The 24653-nt window shown below is 68.7% G+C and carries 26 protein-coding genes; 16 read left to right on the forward strand and 10 right to left on the reverse strand.

Annotated features, from left to right (window positions below; all coding sequences use genetic code 11):
• Positions 1–56 precede the first annotated feature (56 nt).
• The 5 genes from ACWDOP_RS19635 to ACWDOP_RS19655 all read left to right on the forward strand — a co-directional run bounded on the left by ACWDOP_RS19635 (position 57) and on the right by ACWDOP_RS19655 (position 4111).
• Entirely contained in the window at positions 57–146 is a 90-nt protein-coding gene (locus ACWDOP_RS19635) for an Ms4533A family Cys-rich leader peptide (protein ID WP_324192512.1), read from the forward strand.
• Between the two features lie 194 nt (positions 147–340).
• Positions 341–1381 (forward strand): sulfate ABC transporter substrate-binding protein, encoded by a 1041-nt coding sequence (locus ACWDOP_RS19640; protein WP_456346237.1) that lies wholly within the window; start codon positions 341–343, stop codon positions 1379–1381.
• 137 nt (positions 1382–1518) lie between these two features.
• The gene (gene cysT / locus ACWDOP_RS19645) at positions 1519–2313 is read left to right on the forward strand and encodes a sulfate ABC transporter permease subunit CysT (protein WP_456346256.1); all 795 of its coding nucleotides are present in this window, start codon (positions 1519–1521) and stop codon (positions 2311–2313) included.
• On the forward strand, positions 2310–3119 hold the full coding sequence (gene cysW, locus ACWDOP_RS19650; RefSeq protein WP_354985048.1) for a sulfate ABC transporter permease subunit CysW: 810 nt from the start codon (positions 2310–2312) through the stop codon (positions 3117–3119). Before cysT ends, cysW begins: the two co-directional genes overlap by 4 nt.
• Positions 3116–4111 carry a sulfate/molybdate ABC transporter ATP-binding protein gene (locus ACWDOP_RS19655; protein ID WP_456346238.1) on the forward strand — a complete coding sequence of 332 codons (996 nt, stop codon included), beginning with the start codon at positions 3116–3118 and terminating at the stop codon, positions 4109–4111. The genes cysW and ACWDOP_RS19655 overlap by 4 nt, the downstream gene beginning before the upstream one ends.
• A gap of 86 nt (positions 4112–4197) precedes the next feature.
• Here the strand turns inward: ACWDOP_RS19655 and ACWDOP_RS19660 are convergent, their stop codons facing one another.
• Positions 4198–5343, reverse strand: coding sequence for a CobW family GTP-binding protein (locus tag ACWDOP_RS19660; RefSeq protein ID WP_456346239.1), 1146 nt, complete (start codon positions 5341–5343; stop codon positions 4198–4200).
• Positions 5344–5450: 107 nt separating this feature from the next.
• Between ACWDOP_RS19660 and ACWDOP_RS19665 the strand changes: the two genes are divergently transcribed.
• Positions 5451–6974, forward strand: a complete 1524-nt coding sequence (locus ACWDOP_RS19665) for a helix-turn-helix domain-containing protein (protein ID WP_456346240.1) — start codon at positions 5451–5453, stop codon at positions 6972–6974.
• Positions 6975–7225: 251 nt separating this feature from the next.
• On the opposite strand, the gene pucL is transcribed toward ACWDOP_RS19665, so the two are convergent.
• Positions 7226–8146: a factor-independent urate hydroxylase gene (gene pucL, locus ACWDOP_RS19670; protein ID WP_456346241.1), complete on the reverse strand. Its 921-nt coding sequence runs from the start codon at positions 8144–8146 to the stop codon at positions 7226–7228.
• 182 nt (positions 8147–8328) lie between these two features.
• Between pucL and ACWDOP_RS19675 the strand changes: the two genes are divergently transcribed.
• Complete coding sequence (locus ACWDOP_RS19675) at positions 8329–9693, forward strand: uracil-xanthine permease family protein (RefSeq protein WP_454203283.1); 1365 nt, start codon at positions 8329–8331, stop codon at positions 9691–9693.
• A gap of 125 nt (positions 9694–9818) precedes the next feature.
• On the opposite strand, the gene ACWDOP_RS19680 is transcribed toward ACWDOP_RS19675, so the two are convergent.
• From ACWDOP_RS19680 to ACWDOP_RS19695, 4 genes are all read right to left on the reverse strand, one after another.
• Positions 9819–10247 carry a molybdenum cofactor biosynthesis protein MoaE gene (locus ACWDOP_RS19680; protein WP_454203284.1) on the reverse strand — a complete coding sequence of 143 codons (429 nt, stop codon included), beginning with the start codon at positions 10245–10247 and terminating at the stop codon, positions 9819–9821.
• Complete coding sequence (moaCB, locus tag ACWDOP_RS19685; RefSeq protein ID WP_456346242.1) at positions 10240–11418, reverse strand: bifunctional molybdenum cofactor biosynthesis protein MoaC/MoaB; 1179 nt, start codon at positions 11416–11418, stop codon at positions 10240–10242. Before moaCB ends, ACWDOP_RS19680 begins: the two co-directional genes overlap by 8 nt.
• 212 nt (positions 11419–11630) lie before the next feature.
• Entirely contained in the window at positions 11631–12017 is a 387-nt protein-coding gene (locus ACWDOP_RS19690; protein ID WP_456346243.1) for a nuclear transport factor 2 family protein, read from the reverse strand.
• A 2-nt stretch (positions 12018–12019) separates the two neighbouring features.
• On the reverse strand, positions 12020–13225 hold the full coding sequence (locus tag ACWDOP_RS19695; protein ID WP_456346244.1) for a molybdopterin molybdotransferase MoeA: 1206 nt from the start codon (positions 13223–13225) through the stop codon (positions 12020–12022).
• Positions 13226–13333: 108 nt separating this feature from the next.
• Between ACWDOP_RS19695 and moaA the strand changes: the two genes are divergently transcribed.
• Positions 13334–14392: a GTP 3',8-cyclase MoaA gene (gene moaA / locus ACWDOP_RS19700; protein WP_454203288.1), complete on the forward strand. Its 1059-nt coding sequence runs from the start codon at positions 13334–13336 to the stop codon at positions 14390–14392.
• The gene (locus ACWDOP_RS19705; protein WP_454203289.1) at positions 14385–14627 is read left to right on the forward strand and encodes a MoaD/ThiS family protein; all 243 of its coding nucleotides are present in this window, start codon (positions 14385–14387) and stop codon (positions 14625–14627) included. The genes moaA and ACWDOP_RS19705 overlap by 8 nt, the downstream gene beginning before the upstream one ends.
• A gap of 137 nt (positions 14628–14764) precedes the next feature.
• Here the strand turns inward: ACWDOP_RS19705 and ACWDOP_RS19710 are convergent, their stop codons facing one another.
• Positions 14765–14926: a hypothetical protein gene (locus ACWDOP_RS19710; RefSeq protein WP_456346245.1), complete on the reverse strand. Its 162-nt coding sequence runs from the start codon at positions 14924–14926 to the stop codon at positions 14765–14767.
• Positions 14927–14971: 45 nt separating this feature from the next.
• Between ACWDOP_RS19710 and ACWDOP_RS19715 the strand changes: the two genes are divergently transcribed.
• On the forward strand, positions 14972–15133 hold the full coding sequence (locus ACWDOP_RS19715) for a hypothetical protein (protein ID WP_456346246.1): 162 nt from the start codon (positions 14972–14974) through the stop codon (positions 15131–15133).
• 199 nt (positions 15134–15332) lie between these two features.
• On the opposite strand, the gene nadE is transcribed toward ACWDOP_RS19715, so the two are convergent.
• Together nadE and ACWDOP_RS19725 are read right to left on the reverse strand one after the other, a co-directional pair.
• Complete coding sequence (gene nadE / locus ACWDOP_RS19720) at positions 15333–16172, reverse strand: ammonia-dependent NAD(+) synthetase (protein WP_454203291.1); 840 nt, start codon at positions 16170–16172, stop codon at positions 15333–15335.
• Between the two features lie 10 nt (positions 16173–16182).
• A complete protein-coding gene (locus ACWDOP_RS19725; RefSeq protein WP_456346247.1) occupies positions 16183–16797 on the reverse strand; it encodes a TetR/AcrR family transcriptional regulator in 615 nt (204 codons plus the stop codon).
• Positions 16798–17079: 282 nt separating this feature from the next.
• On the opposite strand from ACWDOP_RS19725, the gene ACWDOP_RS19730 reads away from it, so the two are divergent.
• The 5 genes from ACWDOP_RS19730 (at position 17080) to ACWDOP_RS19750 (ending at position 22554) form a co-directional block, all read left to right on the forward strand.
• Complete coding sequence (locus tag ACWDOP_RS19730; protein ID WP_456346248.1) at positions 17080–17649, forward strand: NAD(P)H-dependent oxidoreductase; 570 nt, start codon at positions 17080–17082, stop codon at positions 17647–17649.
• Between the two features lie 768 nt (positions 17650–18417).
• Positions 18418–18657 carry a redoxin NrdH gene (locus ACWDOP_RS19735; protein ID WP_454203294.1) on the forward strand — a complete coding sequence of 80 codons (240 nt, stop codon included), beginning with the start codon at positions 18418–18420 and terminating at the stop codon, positions 18655–18657.
• Between the two features lie 58 nt (positions 18658–18715).
• Positions 18716–19186 (forward strand): class Ib ribonucleoside-diphosphate reductase assembly flavoprotein NrdI, encoded by a 471-nt coding sequence (gene nrdI / locus ACWDOP_RS19740; RefSeq protein ID WP_379001163.1) that lies wholly within the window; start codon positions 18716–18718, stop codon positions 19184–19186.
• Between the two features lie 32 nt (positions 19187–19218).
• On the forward strand, positions 19219–21324 hold the full coding sequence (gene nrdE / locus ACWDOP_RS19745; RefSeq protein WP_454203409.1) for a class 1b ribonucleoside-diphosphate reductase subunit alpha: 2106 nt from the start codon (positions 19219–19221) through the stop codon (positions 21322–21324).
• Positions 21325–21549: 225 nt separating this feature from the next.
• On the forward strand, positions 21550–22554 hold the full coding sequence (locus tag ACWDOP_RS19750) for an alpha/beta hydrolase (protein ID WP_454203296.1): 1005 nt from the start codon (positions 21550–21552) through the stop codon (positions 22552–22554).
• Between the two features lie 20 nt (positions 22555–22574).
• On the opposite strand, the gene ACWDOP_RS19755 is transcribed toward ACWDOP_RS19750, so the two are convergent.
• Positions 22575–22817, reverse strand: coding sequence for a hypothetical protein (locus tag ACWDOP_RS19755; protein WP_456346249.1), 243 nt, complete (start codon positions 22815–22817; stop codon positions 22575–22577).
• 324 nt (positions 22818–23141) lie between these two features.
• Between ACWDOP_RS19755 and ACWDOP_RS19760 the strand changes: the two genes are divergently transcribed.
• Positions 23142–24389 carry a lipase family protein gene (locus ACWDOP_RS19760; RefSeq protein ID WP_456346250.1) on the forward strand — a complete coding sequence of 416 codons (1248 nt, stop codon included), beginning with the start codon at positions 23142–23144 and terminating at the stop codon, positions 24387–24389.
• Positions 24390–24653: the final 264 nt, after the last annotated feature.

A 24653-nucleotide genomic window follows, 5' to 3' on the forward strand; every position in this document is an offset into this window, starting at 1 on the left:
TGTGCAGGTTCACAGTGAGTCGCGACGTGTCGCGTTGCTCTGCTACAGTCTGCCGCGTGTCGTCGAGTGTTGTTCCCCAGGTCCGCCATGAATTGGCGTTGATCGCTGTGGGCTGCCTCGTGGTCGCGGACATTCACTGTCGTTGATCGCTGACCGAACACCGCCGCACATCTCTGAGTAGACTGGCGCGCGCACCTCTGTGGCCTGTGTTCGAATCCCGGCGGACCCTCCCGGGTCTTCGCGTCACCGTCCCTTTGTCCGGGGACGGGTCTACGGCAGTACGAATCTTCTTCCCGTCGAGCATCTTTCGCACGATGGGCCCCCGGAAAGGTCCACCCAGATGTCCCCCAGCTCGCGGCTCTCGCGCCGTTCCCTCGCTGTCGCCCTCACCGCGGTCGCCGCCACCGTCCTGACCGCGTGCAGCGGCGGCGCGAGCGACTCCACCGACGAGAGCGTGGCCGACGGCAGCGGCGGCACCATCAACCTCTACGCCTACGCGGTGCCCAAGCCGGGCTACGACAAGGTGGTCCCGGCCTTCAACAAGACCGACGCCGGCAAGGGCGTGCAGGTCCAGCAGTCCTACGGCGCCTCGGGCGATCAGTCCCGCAAGGTCAAGGACGGCGCCGAGGCCGATATCGTGAACTTCTCCGTCGAGCCCGACATCACCCGCCTGGTGGATGCCGGTCTGGTCGACGCGAGCTGGAATGCCGACGCCAACAAGGGAATTCCCTTCGGCTCGGTCGTGTCCATCGTGGTTCGCAAGGGCAACCCCAAGGGCATCAAGGACTGGGACGACCTGCTCAAGCCGGGCGTCGAGGTCGTGACCCCGAACCCGTTCTCCTCGGGCTCGGCCAAGTGGAACCTGCTGGCCCCGTACGCGGCCAAGAGCGAGGGTGGCAAGAACCCGCAGGCCGGTCTGGACTACCTGTCCAAGCTGGTCTCCCCGGAGCACGTGAAGGTGCAGCCGAAGTCGGGCCGCGAAGCCACCGAGACCTTCCTGCAGGGCACCGGTGACGTGCTGCTGAGCTACGAGAACGAGGCCATCTTCTCCGAGCGCAAGGGCGACCCGATCGAGCACATCAACCCGCCGATCACCTTCAAGATCGAGAACCCGGTCGCCGTGATCAAGAACGGCAAGAACGCCGCCAAGGCCACCGCCTTCAAGGACTTCCTGTTCACCGAGGCCGGCCAGCGCGCCTGGGCCGAGGCCGGCTTCCGTCCGGTCGACCCGAAGGTCGCCGCCGAGTTCGCCAAGGACTTCCCGGCCCCGGCCAAGCTCTACACCATCGCCGACCTGGGTGGCTGGAAGACCGTCGACAAGGAGCTCTTCGCGCAGGGCACCGGCAGCGTCGCCATCATCTACGACAAGGCGACCAAGTAGTCGAGTGACCTGAAGCACAAGCGATACTCGATACCGTGAGTGACAGCAGCACGAACGCCGGGACCGTGTCCGGTCCCGGCGTTTCGCTAACCAAGAAACCCGCGAAACGCGGCCGTGATCCGCGGTCGTGGCTCCGGGTGACCGGCTCGGTCGGTCCGCTCGGCATTGCCACGGCGGTGCTCTGGCTCAGCATCATGGTGCTGCTGCCGCTGGCGGCCCTCACCGTCAATTCCTTCGAGGACGGCTGGTCCGGCTTCTGGGACGCGGTCACCGCCCCCAGGGCGATCGACTCGCTGAAGGTGACGATCTTCGTCTCGATCATCGTGGCGCTGATCAACGTCTTCATGGGCACCCTCATCGCCTGGGTGCTGGTCCGCGACGAGTTCCCCGGCAAGGGGATCGTCAACGCGCTCATCGACCTGCCGTTCGCGCTGCCCACCATCGTGGCCAGCATCGTGCTGCTCTCGCTGTACGGGCCGCAGAGCCCGGTCGGCGTCCACCTCAACGCCACCCAGCCCGGCATCATCGTGGCGCTGGCCTTCGTGACGCTGCCCTTCGTGGTGCGCTCGGTGCAGCCGGTGCTCATGGAGGTCGACAAGGAAGTGGAGCAGGCGGCCGCGTCGCTGGGCGCGGACAACTGGACCACTTTCCGCACCGTGCTGCTGCCGACGCTGGCCCCGGCCATCATCAGCGGCACCGGGCTCGCCTTCGCCCGCGCCATCGGCGAATACGGCTCGGTGGTGCTCATCGGCGGCAACATCCCGGGCGAGACGCAGATGACCTCGCAGTACATCCAGCAGCAGATCGAGGTCGACCGGCCGGTCAACGCCGCCGCGGTCTCGGTTGTGCTGCTGGCGATTTCCTTCCTGACCCTGCTGGTGCTGCGCATCTTCGCCGATCGCACCGCGCGAAAGGAGCAGGAGGCGCGATGAAACTCGCTCCCTGGGCTCGTATCTCGCTGCGCACGGTCGCGCTGAGCTACCTGGCCGTACTGCTGGTGCTGCCGCTGGTGATCATCCTGTGGCGCACCTTCGAACGTGGGATCGGCGCGTTCTTCGACTCGATCACCACCCCCGCCGCGCAGTCGGCGTTCCAGCTGTCGCTGATCATCGTGGCCATCGTGGTGCCGGTGAACGTGATCTTCGGCGTGCTCACCGCCATCGCGCTGGTGCGCGGAAAGTTCCCCGGCCGCAACCTGGTTCAGGGTCTGGTCGATCTGCCGTTCGCGGTGTCGCCGGTCGTGGTCGGTGTGTCGCTGATCCTGCTGTGGGGTGTGCACGGCTGGTTCGGCGGTATCGAGAACCACGGCATCAAGGTGATCTTCGGTCTGCCGGGCATGGTGCTGGCCACCATCTTCGTCACGCTGCCGTTCGTGGTGCGCGAGGTCGAGCCGGTGCTGCACGAGATCGGCGACGACCAGGAACAGGCCGCGGCCACCCTGGGCGCGTCGCGGTGGCAGACCTTCTGGCGCATCACCCTGCCCGCCATCCGCTGGGGCCTGACCTACGGCGTGGTGCTCACCGTGGCGCGTTCGCTCGGTGAATTCGGCGCGGTCATCATGGTGTCCACCGGCCTGCCCGGTGTGTCGCAGACCCTGACGCTGCTGGTGCACGGCCGCTACATCGACGACCACAACACATTCGGCGCATATAGCGCGGCGACCCTGCTCATGGCCATCGCCATCGTTGTCCTTCTCCTGATGACCCTCCTCGAACGCAAGCGGGGCACTGCCAAATGATCACCGTGACCAACGCGAACAAGAACTACGGTTCCTTCGCCGCTCTCGACGACGTCAGCCTGGAGATCCCCTCCGGTGAGCTGACCGCGCTGCTGGGCCCGTCCGGTTCGGGCAAGTCGACGCTGCTGCGCTCGATCGCCGGCCTGGAATCGCTCGACAGCGGCGTGGTGGTGATCGCGGGCAAGGACGTGACCCGGGTGTCGCCGCAGAAGCGCGACATCGGGTTCGTCTTCCAGCACTACGCGGCGTTCAAGCACATGACCGTGCGCGACAACGTGGCCTTCGGTCTCAAGATTCGCAAGCGGCCCAAGCCGGAGATCAAGAAGAAGGTCGACGACCTGCTCGGGATCGTCGGTCTGGACGGCTTCCAGCACCGTTACCCGGCCCAGCTGTCCGGCGGTCAGCGTCAGCGCATGGCCCTGGCCCGCGCGCTCGCGGTGGACCCGCAGGTGCTGCTGCTGGACGAGCCGTTCGGCGCGCTGGACGCCAAGGTGCGCGCGGATCTGCGGCAGTGGCTGCGCCGCCTGCACGAGGAAGTGCACGTCACCACGGTGCTGGTCACGCACGACCAGGAAGAGGCGCTGGACGTGGCCGACCGGATCGCGGTCATGAACAAGGGCCGCATCGAACAGGTCGGCACGCCCGAGGATGTGTACGACCGTCCGGCCAACGATTTCGTCATGTCGTTCCTGGGCGCGGTGGCCAAGCTCAACGGCCACCTGGTCCGCCCGCACGACATTCGCGTGGGCCGCGACCCCAGCATGGCCCTGGCCGCGCACGAGGGCACCGCGCAGTCGGCGGGCGTCACCCGCGCGACGGTGGAGCGCGTGGTGCACCTGGGCTTCGAGGTCCGCGTGGAGCTGCGCAACGCCGCCACCGGCGACCTGTTCACCGCCCAGGTGACCCGCGGCGACGCCGAGGCCCTGCACCTGGCCGAGGGTGAGACGGTGTACGCCCGCGCGACCCGGATCCCGGAGCTCCCGGTTTCCTGAGGCATGTACAGAAGGCCCGGCCGCGACTGAACCGTTGCGGCCGGGCCTTTCGCTATGGGTCCGAATGTGCTCTGCGGGTTGGGGGCTCAGCTGTCGGCCGACTCCAGGTCGGCGGGGGCGTAGCGCCACAGGGGGAGGAGGGCGTTCTCGTCCAGGGGGGTGGGGTCGGTGTGGACGGTGGACTCCAGGCGCGAGGTCGCGTCGGCGGAGTTCAGGGTCGTGCCGATCAGGACCAGGTCGGTGGTGGGGGGTTCGTGGCGGGGGCGGGGGGTCGGGGTGATCGTGATGTGGCGGCCGACCATGTGCAGGACGAACTTTCGGGGGTCCTCGGGGACGGCGAAGGACAGGACGCCCTTCGCCCGGAACAGGCCGGCGGGCGGGTCTTCGAGGAAGGCGATGAGGGAGCGGGGGTTCAGGGGAGTGGCGGAGGTGAACGAGACGCTGGTGTAGTCGTCGTGCAGGTGGCGGTGGCCGGGGTGGGAGTGGGTGCCGGTGCACGAGTGGCCCTCGGCGCCATGGGATTCCGCGTCGTGACAGTCGTCCGCATCGTGGCCGTCGCTGTCGGTTTCACCGTTGTCGTCGGCGAAGAGCAGTTCGTCGAAGCTGAGTTGCTCGCCGACGCGGGGCTCGCGGGCGTCGCGGGCGGGGATGTCGAAGAGCAGGCCGGGCTCGAGGTGGCCGCGAGTGGTGGCGTAGACGGGCACCTGGCCGACCAGGTCGGTGATCTCGGTGCGCAGCGCGTGCAGGGCCTCGGGGGTGACGCGATCGGACTTGTTGAGGACCACCAGGTCGGCCATGCGCAGGTGGGTGGCGAGTTCGGGATGGCGGGCGCGGGACTCGGCGAAGTGCTCGGCGTCGACGACCTCGACGAGCCCGCCGTAGCGGATGCGCGGGTTCTCGCTGTTGATCACCATGCGGATGAGGTTGCGCGGTTCGGCCAGGCCGCTGGCCTCCACGACGATGACGTCGATCTTCTGCTTCGGATGCGAGAGCTTGGTGAACAGGTCGTCGAGTTCGGTGACGTCCACCGCGCAGCACACGCAGCCGTTGCCCAGCGAGACCATGGCGTCGACCTGGCCCGCGACCAGCATGGCGTCGATGTTCACCGCGCCGAAGTCGTTGACCACCACGCCTATTCGCAGGTCGCGCCGGCGCAGCAGGCGGTTGAGCAGGGTGGTCTTCCCGGCACCGAGGAATCCGGCCACGATCAGGACAGGGATGCGCCGACTCACCCGGCCACCCTACCGAGGGGCTGTACGGCGCCCGCAGCATGGCGGAAACGGGGCGGAAATACGGGCGTCCTAGCGTGTCGGACATTCGACCGAATCGGAGGTGCGCCGTGCGGGTGCGGGACATTCTCGACGCGCCGCAGCTGGGCATGCGGCTGCTGCACGGGGACGAGGCCGCGCTCGAACGGCCGGTCGCCCGCGTGTGCACGACCGACATGCCCGATCCGCGGCCGTTCGTGACGCCGGGCGCGCTGGTGTGCACCGGGCTGGTGTGGCGGCACGCGCCGGGCGACTCGGACCGCTATATCGCGATGCTCGACGCGGCGGGCGTGGCCGGGGTGGTCGCGGGCCGCGCGCTGCACGGGCACGTGCCCGAGGACGTGGTGGCCGCGTGCGAGCGGCGCGGCCTGCCGCTCCTGGCTTCCCCGCAGAGCGTGCCGTTCAGCCGGGTCGTCGAACATCTGGCGGAGCAGGCCGCCGAGGCCCGCTGGGGGCGCGTGCGATCGGACGCCGAACAGCAGCGCAGGCTGCTCGCCGCGGTGGCGGGCGGCAGCGATGTCGGTGAGCTCCTCGCGGATGTCGCCGCCGCCCAGCGGATCTCGGCCTGGCTCGTCACGGCCACCGGCCGCGTCGTCGCCGGCACCGCGCCCCTGACCGACGACGAACTCGACCCCGTGGTCGCCACCGCCCTCTGCGCCCCCCGCCTCCCCGCCGTCACCGCCGGGGCGATGCGAGTGCTCCAGGTCGGCACCGGCGACCGAATGACCGCCTGGTACCTGGTGGTTCGCCCCTCGACCCCCGACCCCGCCCCCGTCGCCGCGGATCTGGCCGCCGTGGCCGAGCTCTATCGCCGCCGCGCCGCCGACCGCCTGCACCTGGACTGGGAACTGACCGACCGCTTCCCCGCCCCGCACACGGATCGACCCGCCGCGTCGACGGTCGCGCTGGTCTGCGAGGTCCAGCTGCCCGGCGTCCCGCCGTTCCCGTTCGAAGCTGGCCAGGGTGGCTCACCTGATCACTCCGAACCGGTAGCCATTGTCCGCGCCGCACTGCACGATGCCCTGCCCGGGATCACGACGAGCGTCGACCATGAGGGCCGCCTCGTCGGTGTGTGCGCCGGAAGGCAGGACGAGGTCGTCCGGGACCTGCGCCGCCGCCTCGGACGATTGACCCCCGCGCTCAACGGGATTCGGCTGACCCTTGGTGTCAGCGCGAGGCAGCCCGGCGAATCGATGTCGGGCGCCGTGGCCGCCGCGGCGGCCGCCGCCACCGTCCGCGACGACGAGCGCCCGATCACCGTCCGCGCGGCCGACCTCGACACGGCCGCCGATCTCTTCACCGCGGTCCCCGGCGGCCTGCGCCGCCGCTTCGCCGAACGCGTGCTCGGCCCCGTGCTCGACTACGACCGCAAGAACAACGCCGGCCTGCTCGACACCCTCGAGGTCTTCCTCGCCTGCGAAGGCTCCTGGCGCGAGTCCGCCGCCCGAATGCACCTGCACCTCAACACGGTTCGCTACCGGATCGGCCGCGTAGCGGACCTGACCGGCCGCGACCCGAACCGCCTCGACGACCGCCTCGACCTCTACCTGGCCGTCCGGACCCTCTCGGGCCGGACAGCCCTCGCCGAGAAGTGAAGTCCGCAACTCGGCGGGGCGCTCGAGTGCGAAGCATGCGGCCGGTGCGGGCACGGTGGCCGGTCACCTGCGGACCTCATTCGCCGATCCGCCAGCCGAATGCGTTTGCACCGCATGTCAATTGCTGTCCGATCGGGCGCGTCGACGACCTCACCGGTGGTGTCCGCCGGACAGTGGTTGGTGCGATCGGGCACCGGTGCCCGGGTGCCGGGCGAGTCGTGCGACCGTCGGCCGCGCTCCTCGGGGCGGGGTCAAGCCAGGCCGGTGTACGGGTCCCAGGCGATGCCCGCGTCGGGGGCGTCGGCGCGCAGGACGCTCGCGTGGATCAGGCCGTAGGGGCGGTCGTCAGCGTAGAAGACCTCGCCGTTGTTCTCCGCGCCGAAGCGGGCTATGTCGAAGGACCAGTGGTGTTTGTTGGGCGCCGACAGGCGGATCTCGGCGAGGCAGGGGTGGGCCTCGAGGGCCGCGCTGCCCATGTCGAACAGGGTCTGCTGCAGGGCTTTCGAGTGGCGGGTGGCGAACGTGGTGATCATCGTCGAGCGGATGCCGGCGTAGGTGGCGTCCCAGTCGGCCGGGTCGGCGGCGAAACGCCAGCGGGCGGTCAGGGAGGTGGCGAGCACCCGGTCGGCGGCGGGCTGCAGCACGGTGAACTCGTCGGTCAGGAAGCCGGTGAACTCCGAACCGGTCGACTTCAGGATCACCAGGTCCTTGAAACCGCCGATCACCCACTCCCGCTGCGCGGTTCCCGTACCGCTCACCGTCACCGCGGCGGTGCGCACCTCCGGGCCCAGCCGGGTCCAGGTGTGGTCGTGGCCCACCCCGTCGACCGGAACCCGTTGCCACGCATACTCTTCGATCTCGATGCGGGCGGACTCCACCGGCTCGACGTCGTTCACGAAATGCCGGGCCAGCGCCCGCCCGTACTCCTCGACGCTGCCGTCACCGTGCGTCTTGGCGTAGGTGAAGATGGTCTGCTTCTGCGAGTCGGTCGGCAGCACCGCGCCCTGATCGCCCACCGTGTGCGCGTCGTCGAAAGCCCCACGCAGGCAGGACGATACGTTCAAGTCGCGAATGCGATGCCGGGCGGTGTCGCGGTAGATGCGCACCACCCGGTTCTCGGCCTTGCCGTACTGGTGCGGGCCGAGCACGATCTTGCCGGACAGTTCGGACATGGTCGCCTCCCGTGGTCGATGATCACCTTGCCCCACTGTGGCCCATCCCCGCCGCCGCACACGCTGGTTCCGAGCACAAAACGCCGCGTCCGCCGGGGCCCGGTATCAGTGCTTTTCGACAAACCGCCGTTCCGTCGCCGCTGCCTAGCCTGACCGGAACCGACGCGCCGCAAGGAGGCACCATGACCGCGCCCCACCCCGTCGACACCCGGTTGCCCTGGCATCGGCTGCTGGCCTTCGGCATCCAGCACGTGCTGATCATGTACACCGGCTGCGTCACGGTCCCGCTGGTGTTCGGCGCCGCCGTCGGCCTGGACAAGTCCACGATCGCCATGCTGATCAGCGCGGATCTACTGGTCGCGGGCATCATCACGCTGGTGCAGAGTCTCGGGCTCGGTCGTTTCGCGGGCGCACGGCTGCCGATCGTCACCGGCGCGACCTTCGTCGCCATGAGCCCGATGATCCTCATCGCCAAGGAATACGGACTCCCGGCGGTGTACGGCTCCATGCTCGTCGGCGGCGTGCTCGGCGTAGCCCTGGCCTGGCCGTTCGCCAAGGTGGTGCGGTTCTTCCCGCCGCTGGTCAGCGGCACGGTGCTCACCGTCGTCGGGATCTCGCTCATCGGCGTCGCGGGCGGGCTGATCGTCGGCAGTGATCCGAAGTCGGCGACCTACGGCGCGCCGTCGAACATCGCCCTGGCCGCGGTGGTGCTGCTCATCGCACTCGCGTGCACCACGCTCGGGCGCGGGGTGTGGTCGCAGCTCGGGGTGCTCATCGCGCTGGTGGCCGGTGTACTGATCGCCGTTCCGATGGGACTCGTCCGGCTCGACGGCGTCTCGGACGCGGCGTGGCTCGGCGTCCCGCACCCGTTCTATTTCGGTGCGCCGGAGTTCCCGCTCACCGCCGTGGTGGCCATGAGCATCGTGGTGGCCGTGGTCTTCGCCGAGTCCACCGCGAGCATGCTGGCGATCGGCGAGATCACCGGAAAACCCCTGCGGCACGCGGATATCGCGCGCGGCCTGGTCGGTGACGGGCTCTCCGCGATCCTGGCGGGCGTGTTCAACTCCTTCATCGACACCGTCTTCAACCAGAACGTCGGCGCGGTCGCGGGCACCCGCGTGTACAGCCGCTACGTGACGGCGGTCAGCGGTGCGATCCTGGTGCTGCTCGGGGCGGTTCCGCGCATCGGCGCGGTCGTGGCGGCGGTGCCGAAACCCGTGGTGGGCGGGGTGGGTTTGATGCTCTTCGCCACGATCGCGGTCATCGGCATCGGCATCCTGCGCAGGGCCGATCTCACCGATCGGGTGAACCTCGGGATCGTCGCGGTCGCCGTCGGCGTCGGGCTGGTGCCGGTCCTGACCAAGGGCATGTTCGACCGGTTCCCGAGCGCGGCGGAGATTCTGCTCAACAGCGGCATCACCCTCGCGGCCGTCACCGTGTTCGGTCTGAACCTGCTCTTCAATCACACCAAATTGGGTGAGATAGCCCGCGGCACAACCGATCCGGAGCCGGTGGACCCGGTGCCGCCGGACCCGGTCGCCGCCTGAAGCCCCGCCTCCTCATCGGGGACGAGGCCGCGGGTTCCCGCGCCGTGCGCTCTCACCTCGGCGCCGCCGGAACCCGCGGCCTCGGCTGTCTTCTGCCGCCGGGTCCGTGCGTTCCGAGAGCAGCCCTACCCGCAGGCGTTGACCCATTCGGACATGCCGTCGGCGAACAGTTGCCGCTTCCAGATGGGCACTTCGTGTTTGATGCGATCCACCAGATCGGCGCAGACGGTGAACGCCTCGCGGCGATGCGGGGCCGCGACCGCCACGGCGATCGCGATATCGCCGATGGTGAGCGCGCCGATCCGGTGCAGCGCGGCCACGGGCAGGCCCGACTCGGCCGCCACCTCGGCGCAGACCCGGGCCAGGAACTTCTCGGCGTCGGGGTGGGCGGAGTACTCCAGCGCCGAAACCGCCTGTCCGCCATCATGATTGCGAACCTTGCCGGTGAACACCACGACCGCCCCGTGTTCGGGGCCGGTCACCGACTTCTCCACCTCGTCCGGATTCAGCGGCTGATCGCTGATGCGCGCGAGCAGCGCGTGACCCTCACTCATGACTGCCTCCTCCGGCCACCTGGGCCAGCAGATGATCGAGCAGCGGTTCCAGTACCGCGATGCCGTCCTTCACCCCGCCCGGTGAGCCGGGCAGATTGACCACCACGGTGTTCCCGGCCAGGCCCGCGACGCCCCGGCTCAGGGCCGCGAGCGGGAATTTCGCGGTGCCGCGCTGCCGGATCGACTCCGCCACGCCCGGCAGCTCCCGATTCAGCACGGCCAGTGTGGCTTCCGGGGTGCCGTCGGTGGGGGAGGCGCCGGTGCCGCCGGTGCTGATCACCAGCGCCGGTTCGCCCGACAGCGCCTCGGCCAGCCCGACAGCGATGTCGGCGTCGGCGTAGACCAGGGGGCCGCGCACCGAGAAACCCAGTCCGCCCAGCCATTCGGCGAGCACCGGGCCGGTGGTGTCCACGCGCGTACCGGCCGCCGTGCCGGTGGAAGCGACCAGCACCACGGCCGGACGTCCCGCGCCGAAGCCCGACTCGTCCAGCGGCGCCGTGCCGGAATCAGCCTGCGCCACGGCGCTTTTCGGGCCAGTTCGGGCACCGGAAACATCGCCGTGCCGCCGCGCGTGCTCGTCCGCCCGCCCGGCAGGCGCTTCCGAGTCTCGCGTGCCGCCCGAGTCCGCCCCGGCGTCGTGCGGCGGGGTGTTCGCGTCGGACAGCGGCGCGACGTCGCTGCCCGGCGCGCCGGACGTCGCCGCGGACCGTTCCCAATGTCCGCGCTTGCCACCGTCTTTGGTGAGCAGCCGCACCCCGTTGAGGGTCGCGGCCGGATCCACCGCCTTGATCATGTCGTGCAGGGTGAGCCCGGCGACCGCGACCGCGGTGAGCGCTTCCATCTCCACGCCGGTCGGGCCCTTGGTCTTGGCCACGGCCTCGATGGTGATGGTGTCCGCGGTGAATCCGAAGCTGACGTTCACCGACGACAGCGCCAGCTGATGGCACAGCGGGATCAGCTCGGAGGTCTTCTTGGCCCCGTTGATCCCGGCCAGGCGCGCGGTGGTCAGCACGTCGGCCTTGGGCATGTCGTCCGCGCGGACCAGCGCGACGACCGCCGCGGTGGTGTGCAGCTCGCCGGCCGCGACCGCGACACGGGCGGTGTCGGCCTTCGCGCTCACATCGACCATGCGCGCGCGACCTTCCTGGTCGACATGCGACAACTCACTCATACCCGCAAGCGTAGGCACTGCCCCGTGCCCGGGTCGCACGGGGCGGCCCGGTGTTCGGCCTCACCGCGGGCGGATCGAGATGGTGAGTGCGAATGCCGTCGGCGCCGAAGTCCGCGCCGCAGCACCGGGGTCTGCACAGTCGGTCGCGGTGGATACTCGCCGGGCACATCGCGTAGGGCGCACCGGCACCCCGGGCTCGCCGGGGCGGGACGTCAGGCCGGGCGGACCGGGGTGATGTGGCTGTGGACGCAGAACCAGCAGTCGTCGCGGCGGCGGAAGACGTCGGTGGTCCACTCGTCGGCGTCGAAGCGCCTGCCCTCGTAGTGCGCGGTATTGGTGACGCGGGCGGTGACGATCGCGGTGTCGCCGTACACCCGGATGTGCGGCTCGCCGACCCGGTCCATGGCCGAATGGGTGAGCCGGCCGGACAGGATCTCGTCGAGGAACTCGCGTTTGGTGGACACGCCCGTCTCCGAGACGATCACCCATTCCTCGGCCATGAAGACCGAGATCAGTTCCGCGTCGTTGGCGACGATGGCCGCCGCCCAGTCGTCGGCGATCCCGCGCAGTTCGGCGGCGGTGGCGTCCTCGGTGGTCACGGCTACAGCTCCCAGGTGGTGACGGGTGTTCCGGCGGGCACGTCGGTGACGTCGCCCGGAATCTCGATGAGCACATCGGCCTGGGCCATGGTGGCGATCAGATGGGATCCGGGGCCCGCCACCAATCGCACGCCGTCCCCGGTGCGCAGCCCGCGCAGGAACTGCCGCTTGCCGGCGGGAGAGCGCACCGAATCCCGCAGGGGCAGTTCGACACCGGGGATCGCGGGCAGTCCGGCCAGCTCCCGCAGCAGCGGCCGGGCGAAGACCTCGAACGACACCATGGTGCTCACGGGGTTGCCCGGGAAGCTCAGCACGGGCACCCCGTCCACCACGGTCAGGCCCTGCGGCCCGCCGGGCTGGATTGCCACGGAACCGAATTCGCCGCCCAGCGGGGCGAGCACGTCCTTCACCACCTCGAAGTCCCCCATGGAGACCCCGCCGGAGGTGAACACGACGTCCGCGGTCGCGGTCGCCTCGCCGAGCCGCCGGGTGAACTCGCGCGGATCGTCGGTGGCGTGCGCGAGCGACACCACCTCGGCCCCGTTGTCCGCCAGCGCCGCCGCCAGCGCGATGCCGTTGGAGTTGTAGATCTGCCCGGGCAGCAGGCTCAGTCCGGCCTGCACGAGTTCGTCACCGGTGGTGATGATCGCCGCCCGCACCCGCCGCCACACCGGCAGGTCGACCAGTCCCACCGCGGCCAGCGCGGCGATGTGCCGGGGCTTGAGCACCGTGCCCGCAGCCACCAGCAATTGCCCGGTGCGCACATCGGTTCCGGCCTCGCGGATGAAATCCCCCGCGGAGCGGCTCTTCTCGATGGTGACCGTGCCGTCCGTCCCGGCGGTGTGCTCGACCGGCACCACGCAGTCCGCGCCGACCGGAATGGGCGCGCCGGTCATCACTTTCAGCGCCGCGCCCTCGGGCAACGTTGGCGCGCCGGTGTTTCCGGCCGCCACCACGCCCGCGAGCGGCAGGGTCACGGGCACGGTCGCGATCGAGTCCGCCCGCACCGCGTAGCCGTCCATCGCCGAGTTGCGGAAGACCGGCAGATCCAGGGGGGAGAACACGTCGGTCGTGAGTCGCCGGCCCAGCGCGCGGGCCATCGGAACCGCCTCACCGCCGCGGTCGGCGAGCGGTGCGAACAAATTTACGATGCGTTGCCGATGGTCTTCGACGGAGCGGGCCGGGACCGTGGCGTGCCGGGAACTCATGCGGCTGAGCCTATACGCGGCTGATTTGCGCCCTTTCCGCGCGACACTGTGACCAATCCCCGGCGCTCGAACGGCGCCGGGCGGTATCGGTAGCGACATAATGGTCGAATGACCGTGGTCGCGATGGGCATGCCCGCCATACGAGCCGGGCAGCCCAGTGTCGACGGCCGCCCGGATACCCCGTATCTCGTCGACCGTTTCGGCCGTACCGCGCGTGATCTGCGGGTTTCCATCACCGAGAAGTGTTCGCTGCGCTGTACGTACTGCATGCCCGAGGAGGGCCTGCCCGCGATTCCGGCGGACGAACTGCTCTCCACCGCCGAACTGGTGCGCCTGGTGGTACTCGCGGTGCGCGAACTCGGCGTGCACGAGGTGCGCTTCACCGGCGGCGAACCGCTCATGCGCCGCGACCTCGAGCAGATCATCGCGGGGTGCCGGGCCGAGCTGCCGGATACGCCACTGTCCATGACCTCCAACGGGGTCGGGCTCGAACATCGCGCCCGCAAACTCGTCGAGGCCGGGCTGAATCGGATCAACATCTCCCTCGACACCGTCGATCGCGAGGGCTTCGCGCGCCTGACCCGGCGGGATCGGCTGGATTCGGTCCTGGCCGGAATTCGCGCCGCGCGCGCGGCGGGGCTCGCGCCGGTCAAGGTCAACGCCGTGCTCATGCGCCAAACCCTGAGCGGCGCAGCCGATCTGCTGGCCTGGTGCATCGCCGAGGGCGCCGAACTGCGCTTCATCGAAGAGATGCCGCTGGACGCCGATCACGAGTGGGCCCGGGCGAACATGATCACCGCCGCCGAATTGCTCGAGGTGCTCGGGGAGCGGTTCACCCTCACCCCGATCGGGCGCGACGATCCCTCCGCGCCCGCCGAGCAGTGGCAGGTCGACGCCGGTCCCGCGACCGTCGGCATCATCGCCTCGGTGACCCGCAGCTTCTGCGGTGACTGCGACCGGACCCGGCTCACCGCCGACGGCCGCATCCGCTCCTGCCTGTTCAGCGATCAGGAATACGATGTGCGCGCGGCCCTGCGCGCGCACGCCGGCGATGCCGAGATCGCCGATCTGTGGCGCGGGGCCATGTGGAACAAGTCCGCCGGGCACGGCATCGATGCCGCCGGTTTCGTCCCGCCCGAACGAACGATGGGAGCAATCGGTGGTTGAGGTGCGCTACTTCGCGGCGATCGCCGACGTGATCGGCAAGCCCGGCGAGCTGCTGGACCTGCCCGCCGGTTCGACCGTCGCCGACCTGCGCACGACCCTGACCACCGCGTACGGCCCGAAGCTGGACCCCATGCTGGCGGTGTGCGCCTACCTGATCGGCGACGAGCTGACGCGCGACGCGAGTGCCGCGCTGACGCCGCGCGTGGACGTCCTGCCGCCCTTCGCGGGCGGCTGAACCGGCCGTAGCGGGCCGGAGCGTCAGGGCTTCGGAGTTGTGGCGCGCTCGTCCGAGGGCCCGCCGCGCTCGCGTCATCGCCGGAGAGTCGTCGCGGTCGTCTCGTAAGCGATTCGGGACCTCGCGGCGGGGTTCGATCACGGTTCGGCTGAGGTTCGTATTTCGCCACCGCGCGTGGCCCCCGTCGCGAGGTAGCCGAACACCTCGCTGAGCGGCGTCGCGCCATCGGATGCAAACGCTTGACCAGCAATATCTGGTCGATCGACCAGATATTGAATCGGTAACGGAACGTTCGCCACGCCGATAATGGGACTGTCCGGTCCGCCTATTCGGGAGGTGGCGCCATGGCGCGACTCGTACCCGCTCTACTCCTCGGCGCCGTTGTGGTCGCCTTCGCCGTCTCAGCGCTCATGAACGGCGTATCTCTCAAATCCCTGCACTGTCAGCAGGTCACGACCGTCGAATACCAGACGGTCGCCCCCGGACTCGATCCCCTCCGAATCTGATTCCTGCCGCAGGCTTTCCCATCGCCCCCGGTCTCGTGGACAGGGCTTGGTGCGGCCCTGACGCAGATTCGTTCGGGCGCGCCCATGTCGCGAAGGCAGGAGCGTGGCGCTCGCCGAACCTGAAGGCACGACGGCTTTTCCGTACTACGACAGCGCCCGCCGCACCCGAGGTGCGGCGGGCGCGAGACCCGAGTGGCGGTTACTTCCACCAGGTGTCGTGCGGGGTGACCGGGACGGTCCGCTTGTGGCGGGTGTTCCGGAAGATCGACTCCACGCGGGCGGCCACCTCGTCGCTGACGGGCTTGCCCTCGAGGTAGTCGTCGATCTGGGCGTACTTCAGGCCGAGGGCCTCCTCGTCCGGCAGGGCCGGGCGGTCGTCCTCGAGATCGGCGGTGGGGACCTTCTGCCACACGCTGGGCGGGGCGCCCAGCTCCTGCAGCAGCGCCGCGCCCTGGCGCTTGGTGAGGCCGGTGAGGGGCGTGATGTCCACGCCGCCGTCGCCGAACTTGGTGAAGAAGCCGGTGACCGCCTCGGCCGCGTGATCGGTGCCGACCACCAGCAGGTTCAGCTGGCCGGCGATCGCGTACTGCAGCACCATGCGCTCGCGGGCCTTGATGTTGCCGCGCACGAAGTCGCGCAGGCGGGTCTCGCCGCCCAGCAGCTCGGCCACGCCGGCCGCCACTTCGGCGCCCGCGGCGTCGGCGCTGGGCTTGACGTTCACCGACACCGAGCGATCGGGCGCGATGAACTCCAGCGCGATCTGCGCGTCGTGCTCGTCGGCCTGCACGCCGTACGGCAGCCGCACGGCCACGAACTCGGCCTCGGCGCCCTCGGCGCGCAGTTCCTCGACCGCGAGCTGGCAGAGCTTGCCGGTCAGCGAGGAATCCTGGCCGCCGCTGATGCCCAGCACGAAACCCTTCGCGGGCGTGGCGCGCAGGTAGTCCTTGAGGAAGTCGATGCGCCGCCGCACTTCGGTTTTGGGCTCGATAACGGGCAGCACGCCCAGCTCGGCAATGATCTCTTCGCGCAGGTTCCCCATGCCGCTCACTCTACTGCGCGGCGTCCGGAACGACGCGCCGGACGAGCGCCTCCCAGTTGTCGCCGACCTGCTCGCGGGTGAATCCGAGCACCCGCATCTGATGCAGGACGAGCGTGGCGTCCAGCGGGGCGAGCAGGCTGTCGGCCAGCAGCGAGATCTCCCCGTGTGTTCCGGCCTGGCGCAACAGCATCGAGACGTGGGTCTTGGTGACCGCGTAGGGCGCGCCCTCGAACTTGCGGGGCTGGTCGGTGGCGGCGCGCAGCACGTCGCCCTCGATCTCGGTGAACGACAGCCGCGCCCGGCCGTAGGCGATCAGCCGGTCCAGCGGCGGTGCGCCCGGGCCCAGCGGGGGCGGGCCGAACATGTAGGCGGCCTGCAGCTTTCGATCCGACTCGTCGAGCAGGGCGTACATCAGCCCGGCGCGATTGCCGAAGCGGCGGAAGACCGTGCCTTTGCCGACGCCGGCGTGTTTGGCGAGCGCGTCCATCGTGAGCGCGTCCGCGCCGTGCAATTGGACGAGTTCGGCCGCGGCGTCCAGCAGGAGTCGGCGATTGCGCGCGGCGTCGGCGCGCTCGACGGGTTCGCCGTCCGCGAGCGGCAGCACCAGCGGAATGTCCCAAGTCACGGCTTCGACCCCTTTGTCGGTATCTGCAATCGGACCATGGTCCGTTTCCAGTCTAGCGCACAGTCCGGCGCTCCCGCCGCCGCGGCTCGGCGTGGCCCGCGCGGGCTCGCCATTGGATTCTGCTCGAGTGAAAGCGGTGCTCGAGCGGGGGTGCGGCGGCCATTGTTGGCTGTGGCGCGGGTCACGGCACGCGATAGCCACCCCCGGGAATGTAATCGGACCATGGTCCGGTTACTGTCTTCAGAATCCCGCCACTGGATCAGCATCGTAGGAGTAGTCACCATGTCGCAGACCCGTCTTCTCGCTCTGGTCGGCAGCCTTCGCGCCGCCTCGATCAACCGCCGCATCGCCGAGGCCGCCGTGCAGGCCGCGCCCGAGGGTGTCGAGGTCGTGCTGTACGACGGCCTGGCCGATATTCCTTTCTACAACGAGGATCTCGATGTAGAAGGTCAGGTTCCGGCCGCCGCCGCGGCGCTGCGCGAGGCCGTCGCCGCCTCCGACGGTCTGCTCGTGCTCACCCCCGAATACAACGGCACGCTGCCCGCGGTGCTCAAGAACGCCATCGACTGGGCCTCGCGCCCGTACGGCGCGGGCGCGATCAAGGGCCTTCCGGTCGGCGTGATCAGCGCGTCCATCAGTGCCAACGCCGCCAAGTGGTCGCACGCGGACGCGGTGAAGTCGCTCGGCGTCGCCGGTGCGGCCGTGCTCGAGGACGCGTCGCTGAACTTCGGCGGCATCGGCCAGCGCTTCGGTGAGACGCATCCGGCCGAGGATGCCGAGGCGCTCACCCAGCTCGCCGCCACCGTGCGCTCGGTCGCCGCGGCCGCGAATGTGACTGCAACTATCCAGTAATTGGCGGACGCACCGCTGAATCCGGCACGATGCCACGATCTTTCGGTCGTGGCATCGCCCGTTTTCGGAGTCGTTGCGCTAGCTTCTCCGCATGAAGCAATCTCCTAGCTACACATGGGTGTCCGGTCGGGCTCCGCCGCCCCCGAGAATGCGCGTCATCCGGGACCGGCGGCGGCCGAGACGGTTTCGCCGCGACCCGCGACGGACGGCGGCCGGACTACCTGCGCGATTCGTCGAATCGCCCGGTGAGGTCGCATGATCGAGGGGCGCGTTCGCCCACCGGCTACCGCGATGTGCTGACACCGACACACCGGCGGCGGCACCCCGTCGCGCACGACACGCCGCGGCGGACAGGGATGTCGGAAGCGCGTCGGTGCACTCTCGAACCCGTTGGAACTCGCTCGGCAGGTGCGCGTGTGACTCGCGTGAAGGGTGTTGATCAGCGGGAACGATGTGTTTGCTGAGAATGTGCTCAATCTCGAAACTGTGACCTGCGCCTCAGTTGCTCCGGGTGGCGAATCGAGCGTGCTGGCACTTCACCGATCCGAATCCCATCTTTGTTAGTCGCAACATGTCGTGTCGTGTGTATCTGTCGGCCACTAGGTGTAGTGTCTTGGGAGCTGGAAGGGCACGCGGCGAGACCCTCGAAGGGAGCCGCGCGACCAGGGACTTCGGTCTCGCATCCAGGGGTTTGCGCACTTACTACATGGTTCTTGTTTCAGCCGTGCACTGCATACGGATCGAAGGCAAGGAGAAGGGGAGATACCAATGACCATCACCGTTTACACCAAGCCCGCTTGTGTCCAGTGCAATGCCACGTACCGCGCCCTCGACAAGGCCGGCGTCGCATATGACGTCATCGATATCTCGGAGAACCCGGAGGCCCGCGACTACGTGATGGCGCTGGGCTACCTGCAGGCTCCCGTCGTGGTCGCCGGTGAGGATCACTGGTCCGGGTTCCGTCCCGATCGCATCAAGGCGCTCGCCGAGGCCGTCGCCGTCGCCTAGCGGACAGCACCCGCTGATCGAGAGTCAGCGGGTATCCCGAAGGCGGAAGGAGTCGAAAATGACCGAGTTGTCCACGCGGACACCGAATCTGGTCTACTTCTCCAGCGCTTCGGAGAACACGCACCGCTTCGTCGAGCGGCTGGGCGTGCCCGCGGTCCGCATACCGCTTCATACCGCCGACAGTCTGCGAGTCGACGAACCCTACGTGCTCATCGTCCCCACCTACGGGGGCGGTAAGCACGTGCTGGGTGGTGAACGATCGGAGAAGGAATTCGTGCCGCGGCAGGTGGCCAAGTTCCTCAACGATCCGCACAACCGCGCCCTGCTGCGCGGCGTCATCGCGGCCGGCAACACGAACTTCGGCGATACGTACTGCTATGCGGGCGAAGTCATTTCGCGCAAGTGCGGAGTCGAGTATTTGTATCGCTTCGAACTCATGGGAACAGCCGAGGACGTCGAGCGCGTCCGAGAGGGATTGGGATTGTTTTGGCAACGACAACCGCACCGGTCGGAAAGACTGCCCGCGTAGAGCGCCCCGTCAGCGGCGAGTCCACCGACGGGATGGACTACCACGCGCTCAACGCCATGCTGAACCTGTACGGCCCCAACGGTGAGATCCAGTTCGACAAGGATCGCGAGGCCGCGCACCAGTACTTCCTGCAGCATGTGAACCAGAACACCGTCTTCTTCCACAATCTGCGGGAGAAGCTGGACTACCTGGTCAAGGAAAACTATTACGAGACCGAGGTGCTCGACCAGTACAGCTTCGACTTCACCAAGAAGCTGTTCAAGCAGGCGTACGCCAAGAAGTTCCGGTTCCCGACGTTCCTCGGCGCGTTCAAGTACTACACCTCGTACACCCTCAAGACCTTCGACGGTAAGCGCTACCTGGAGCGTTTCGAAGACCGCGTGTGCATGGTCGCCATGACCCTGGCCGCCGGTAACGAGACCCTGGCCTCGGAGCTGGTCGAGGAGATCATGGAGGGCCGCTTCCAGCCGGCCACCCCGACCTTCCTGAACTCGGGCAAGAAGCAGCGCGGCGAGCCGGTGTCGTGCTTCCTGCTGCGCATCGAGGACAACATGGAGTCCATCGGGCGCTCCATCAACTCCGCGCTGCAGCTGTCCAAGCGCGGCGGCGGTGTGGCGTTGCTGCTGAGCAACATTCGCGAGACCGGCGCGCCGATCAAGAAGATCGAGAACCAGTCCTCGGGCGTCATCCCGATCATGAAGCTGCTCGAGGACTCGTTCTCCTACGCGAACCAGCTGGGCGCGCGCCAGGGTGCGGGCGCGGTGTACCTGCAGGCCCACCACCCGGACATCTACCGGTTCCTGGACACCAAGCGCGAGAACGCGGACGAGAAGATCCGCATCAAGACGCTGTCCCTCGGCGTCGTCATCCCGGACATCACGTTCGAGCTGGCCAAGAAGAACGAGGACATGTACCTGTTCTCGCCGTACGACGTGGAGCGCATCTACGGCGTGCCGTTCGCGGACATCAACGTGACCGAGAAGTACTACGAGATGGTCGACGACAAGCGAATTCGCAAGTCCAAGATCAAGGCTCGCGAGTTCTTCCAGACCATCGCCGAGCTGCAGTTCGAGTCCGGCTACCCGTACATCATGTACGAGGACACCGTGAACCGGGCGAACCCCATCAAGGGCAAGATCACCCACTCGAACCTGTGCTCGGAGATCCTGCAGGTCTCCACGCCGTCGCTGTACAACGACGATCTGTCCTACTCCCATGTGGGCAAGGACATCTCGTGCAACCTGGGTTCGCTGAACATCGCCAAGACCATGGATTCGGTGGATCTGGCCAAGACGGTCGAGACCTCGATTCGCGCGCTCACCGCGGTGTCGGATCAGACGCACATCCACTCGGTGCCCTCGATCGAGCAGGGCAACAACGAGTCCCACGCCATCGGCCTGGGGCAGATGAACCTGCACGGCTACCTGGCTCGTGAGCGCGTGCACTACGGCTCCGACGAGGGCATCGATTTCACGAACATCTACTTCTACACGATCGCGTACCACGCGGTCCGGGCCTCGAACCTGATCGCCAAGGAGCGCGGGCAGTACTTCGGCGGGTTCCCCGAGTCCAAGTACGCCTCGGGCGAGTACTTCGACAAGTACACCGAGCAGGAGTGGGTGCCGCAGACCGAGCGGGTGCGCGAGATCTTCGCCGACGCGAACGTGCACATCCCGACCCAGGACGATTGGCGCGAGCTCAAGGCGTCGGTCATGGAGCACGGCATCTACAACCAGAACCTGCAGGCGGTCCCGCCGACCGGTTCGATCTCGTACATCAACCACTCCACGAGCTCGATCCACCCGATCGCCTCGAAGATCGAGATCCGCAAGGAAGGCAAGATCGGCCGCGTCTACTACCCGGCCCCCTACCTGACGAACGACAATCTCGACTACTTCCAGGACGCCTACGACATCGGCTACGAGAAGGTGATCGACACCTACGCCGCCGCGACCCAGCACGTGGACCAGGGCCTGTCCCTGACCCTGTTCTTCAAGGACAGCGCCACGACCCGCGACGTGAACCGCGCCCAGATCTACGCCTGGCGCAAGGGGATCAAGACCCTGTACTACATCCGCATCCGCCAGATGGCGCTGGAAGGCACCGAGGTCGAGGGCTGCGTGAGCTGCATGCTGTAGTGACCTACCTGCTGTAGGTCTCGGAACCCCAAGGGCGCTCCCGGTATTGACCGGGAGCGCCCTTGCCGTTTCGGCAGGCGACGCGCCACCCCGCGATCGGAGTGGTTTGCCTAGGTCAGGGAATCGTTGTGATGGAGAACAGGGGGATGGGGGTTCGGTAGGTCAAGGGTCCAGGGAATGGGGAATGTGAAGTACTGGCGGGTAGCAAGGGCCTAGTTTGGCCGCATGATTCGACGGGTGGCGGTGGGCTTGGCCGTGGTGCTGGCGGCTGTGGCGGGTGCGCCGGCGGACCGTTCGGGGGCGGAGGAGGTGCGAATAGCCGTGCGGGGGGAGCCTATTCGGGTCGAAGTGCACAGCCCGGGGTGGGAACGGGTGTGGATCGAGTCCGAGTCCATGACGCGGGTCATGGCGGTCGACGTCCTGCACGGGGCCGGCACGGGACCCAAACCCACGTTGTACCTGCTGGACGGGGTCGACGGGAAGCTGGTGTCGGACTGGCTGACCAAGGGGCGGGCCGCGGAGTTCTTCGCGGACAAGGCGATCAACGTGGTGCTGCCCGCGGGCGGCGCGGGCAGCATGTACAGCGACTGGCTGCGCCCGGACGGCGTGCTCGGCTGGAACCGGTGGGAAACCTTCCTGACCGAGGAACTGCCCGCGGTGGTCGAGCCGTACCTCGGCGGTGACGGGCGGCGCGCGATCGGCGGGGTGTCCATGGGCGCCCAGGCCGCCATGATGCTCGCGCACCGCCACCCCGGCCACTATCGCGCGGTCGCGGGGATCAGCGGCTGCTACTCCACCACCGACGCCCCCGGCCGCGCGGTGACCACCATGACCGTCGGCTCGCGCGGCGGCAACGTCGAAAACCTCTGGGGCCCCTGGGGTTCGCCGGAATGGCGGGCGCACGACTCCATGGTGAACGCGGAGGGCCTGCGCGGCACCGCCGTGCACATCTCGGCCGCCACCGGCGTGCCCGGGGTGCTCAACATCGCCGAGGCCCTCACCGCCCGCGACGCCGTCGAAGCCATGGGCGTCGCGGGCGGCGGGGTCAGCCTGGAAGCCGGCGCGCACTACTGCACGGTGCGATTCGCCCAACGGCTGAACGAGTTACACATTCCGGTCACCGCGCTCTACCTGCCCACCGGCATCCACTCCTGGCTGGACTTCGCGGTGCAGCTGGAGCCCGCGTGGCGCAGCATCGCCGCCGCCCTCGACCTCCCGCCGGGCAAGTGAGGCGGCCCGAGCACCGTGCCTCAGAAGCGCTGCCGGGGGCTCGGTAGCCGGCGCAGGCCCGGCCGCACCTTGCCGTCCACGGTGACGAGCATGCCGGAATGCACGGCGGTGACTATGTATTCGTAGGCCTCGACCCGGGTTGCCGCATACTCCATGACGAGTTCGGCGGCGGTGCCCGGTGTGCCGACGTACACCGTGACCCGGTGGGTGAGGGCATCACCCGCGGCCTGCCGGCGAGTGGGTTGATCGACGATATCTGTCATTGCGTGGTCCCCTCCACGAGAAACTGCTGCGGATGCGGTCCGGTACGGAGATGCTTCCGTCCCGCACCCTCGACGCTAGTGGGATCCCAAGGCCCGGAACGTGTTTCACTTTCGCGCTGTACTATTCACAGGGCGCCGCCGCATCCTCTTGGTAACTGTGTCAAACGGTATCGTTCAACTCCACAAGTCACCCGCGCGGCCCGTTGTGACTTGTCGGGAAATCCGCTCCGCCCGTTCGTAATCGGCGCGCGGCTCCATACCCTTCTCGCAGGCTCCGGACCGTGTGCACTGCGGCCGGAAATCGCTTCGGAGGGAACGATATTCATGCATCGTCCGGAATCGATCAGCAGGCCGCGCGGGGGCGCCCGGCACCGATGGTGGCGAGCGAGCGCGGGGGTGCTCGGCGCGGTGGCCGCGCTGACCCTGTCCTGCGCCGTCGCGATCGCCGAACCGCGCTATCCGACCCCCGATCCCGACCCGTTCTTCGCGGTGCCCGCGGATATCGCCGACAAACGACCGGGCGAAACCCTCGGCACCCGGGCCATGCCGCCGCTGCCGCTGTTCCCCGGCATCGACATCACCCTGGTCAAGTTCCGCTCCACCGATTCCACCGGGCACCCCATCCTCGCGACCACGACGGTGCTCTCGCCCCGTAACCGGCAGCCCGACACCCCGCTGCTGTCGCTGCAGCACATCATCAACGCGCTGGGCTCGCAGTGCTCGGTCTCGCGGGTGCTCTACACCACCGACCAGAACCTGGTGGTGCGCGAGGCGCCGGCCTGGAACCTGCTGCTGCAGCGCGGCTGGAGCATCGCGCTGCCGGACCACCTGGGCCCCCGATCCGCCTACGGCGCGGCCAAACTCGGCGGGCAGATCACCCTCGACGGCATCCGCGCGGTCCAGCAGGTGCCGGAGCTGCGGGTCCAGCACAGCCCGGTCGGCCTGATCGGGTACTCCGGCGGCGGCATGGCCACGGCCTGGGCCGCCGCCCTGGCCTCGACCTACGCCCCGGAGCTGACACTCGCCGGGGCGGCCATGGGCGGCGTGCCCATGAACCTGGTGACCATGCTGGAAACCCTGGGCCTGGGCCGGCATCCGGTCTTCGGCCTGGCGCTGGCCGCCGGCCTCGGCCTCGAGCGCGAGTACCCCGATCGCTTCCCGATCAGCAGTCAGCTCAACTCCCAGGGTCTCGAGATCCGGGATCGCCTGGTGGACAGCTGCACCAACGACATCATCGCCGCCGGCGCGGGCCGCGGCGCCCTCGATATCGCCGAGACGACGGTGATGACGGAGGATCCGGTGGCGCGCGCGGTCGTGGAGGAAAACAGTCTCGAGCTGTACGACGGCGTGCCGAACATGCCCGTCTTCGAATGGCATTCACCCATCGACGGCCTCATTCCCATCGACGCGGTGCGAAACACCGTGCGCCGCTACTGCGCCGCGGGCGCCCGCGTGCGGACCGAGGAGGTCCCGGTGCCCGATCATCTCACCGCCGCCGTGCTCGGCATCCCGTCCGCCCTGGGCTGGCTCGACGCCCGCTTCCGCGGCGAACCCGCGCCGAGCAACTGCTGACCATCGGTGCGAAGGGAACATCCAGAACGTGCGTGGCCGGGTTCCAACGCCCCTGAGTCGCCCGGCCCCGCATTCTCCGCCGTACGGAATCGAGTCGATCGGCTCCAATCCTCGCTGAGGTCGGCCCGCCGCGGCGGCGGAGAGGCGCCTGCCGGGTGGCATGCAACCACCACCCGGCCGCAGCAGCGATTCGCTGGTGCGCACCGAGGCGGCCAAGCACAGACACGCGCTGGCCCAGGTGCTCACCTGGGTGGTGCTGTCCCT

Source organism: Nocardia sp. NPDC003693, from assembly GCF_053981095.1.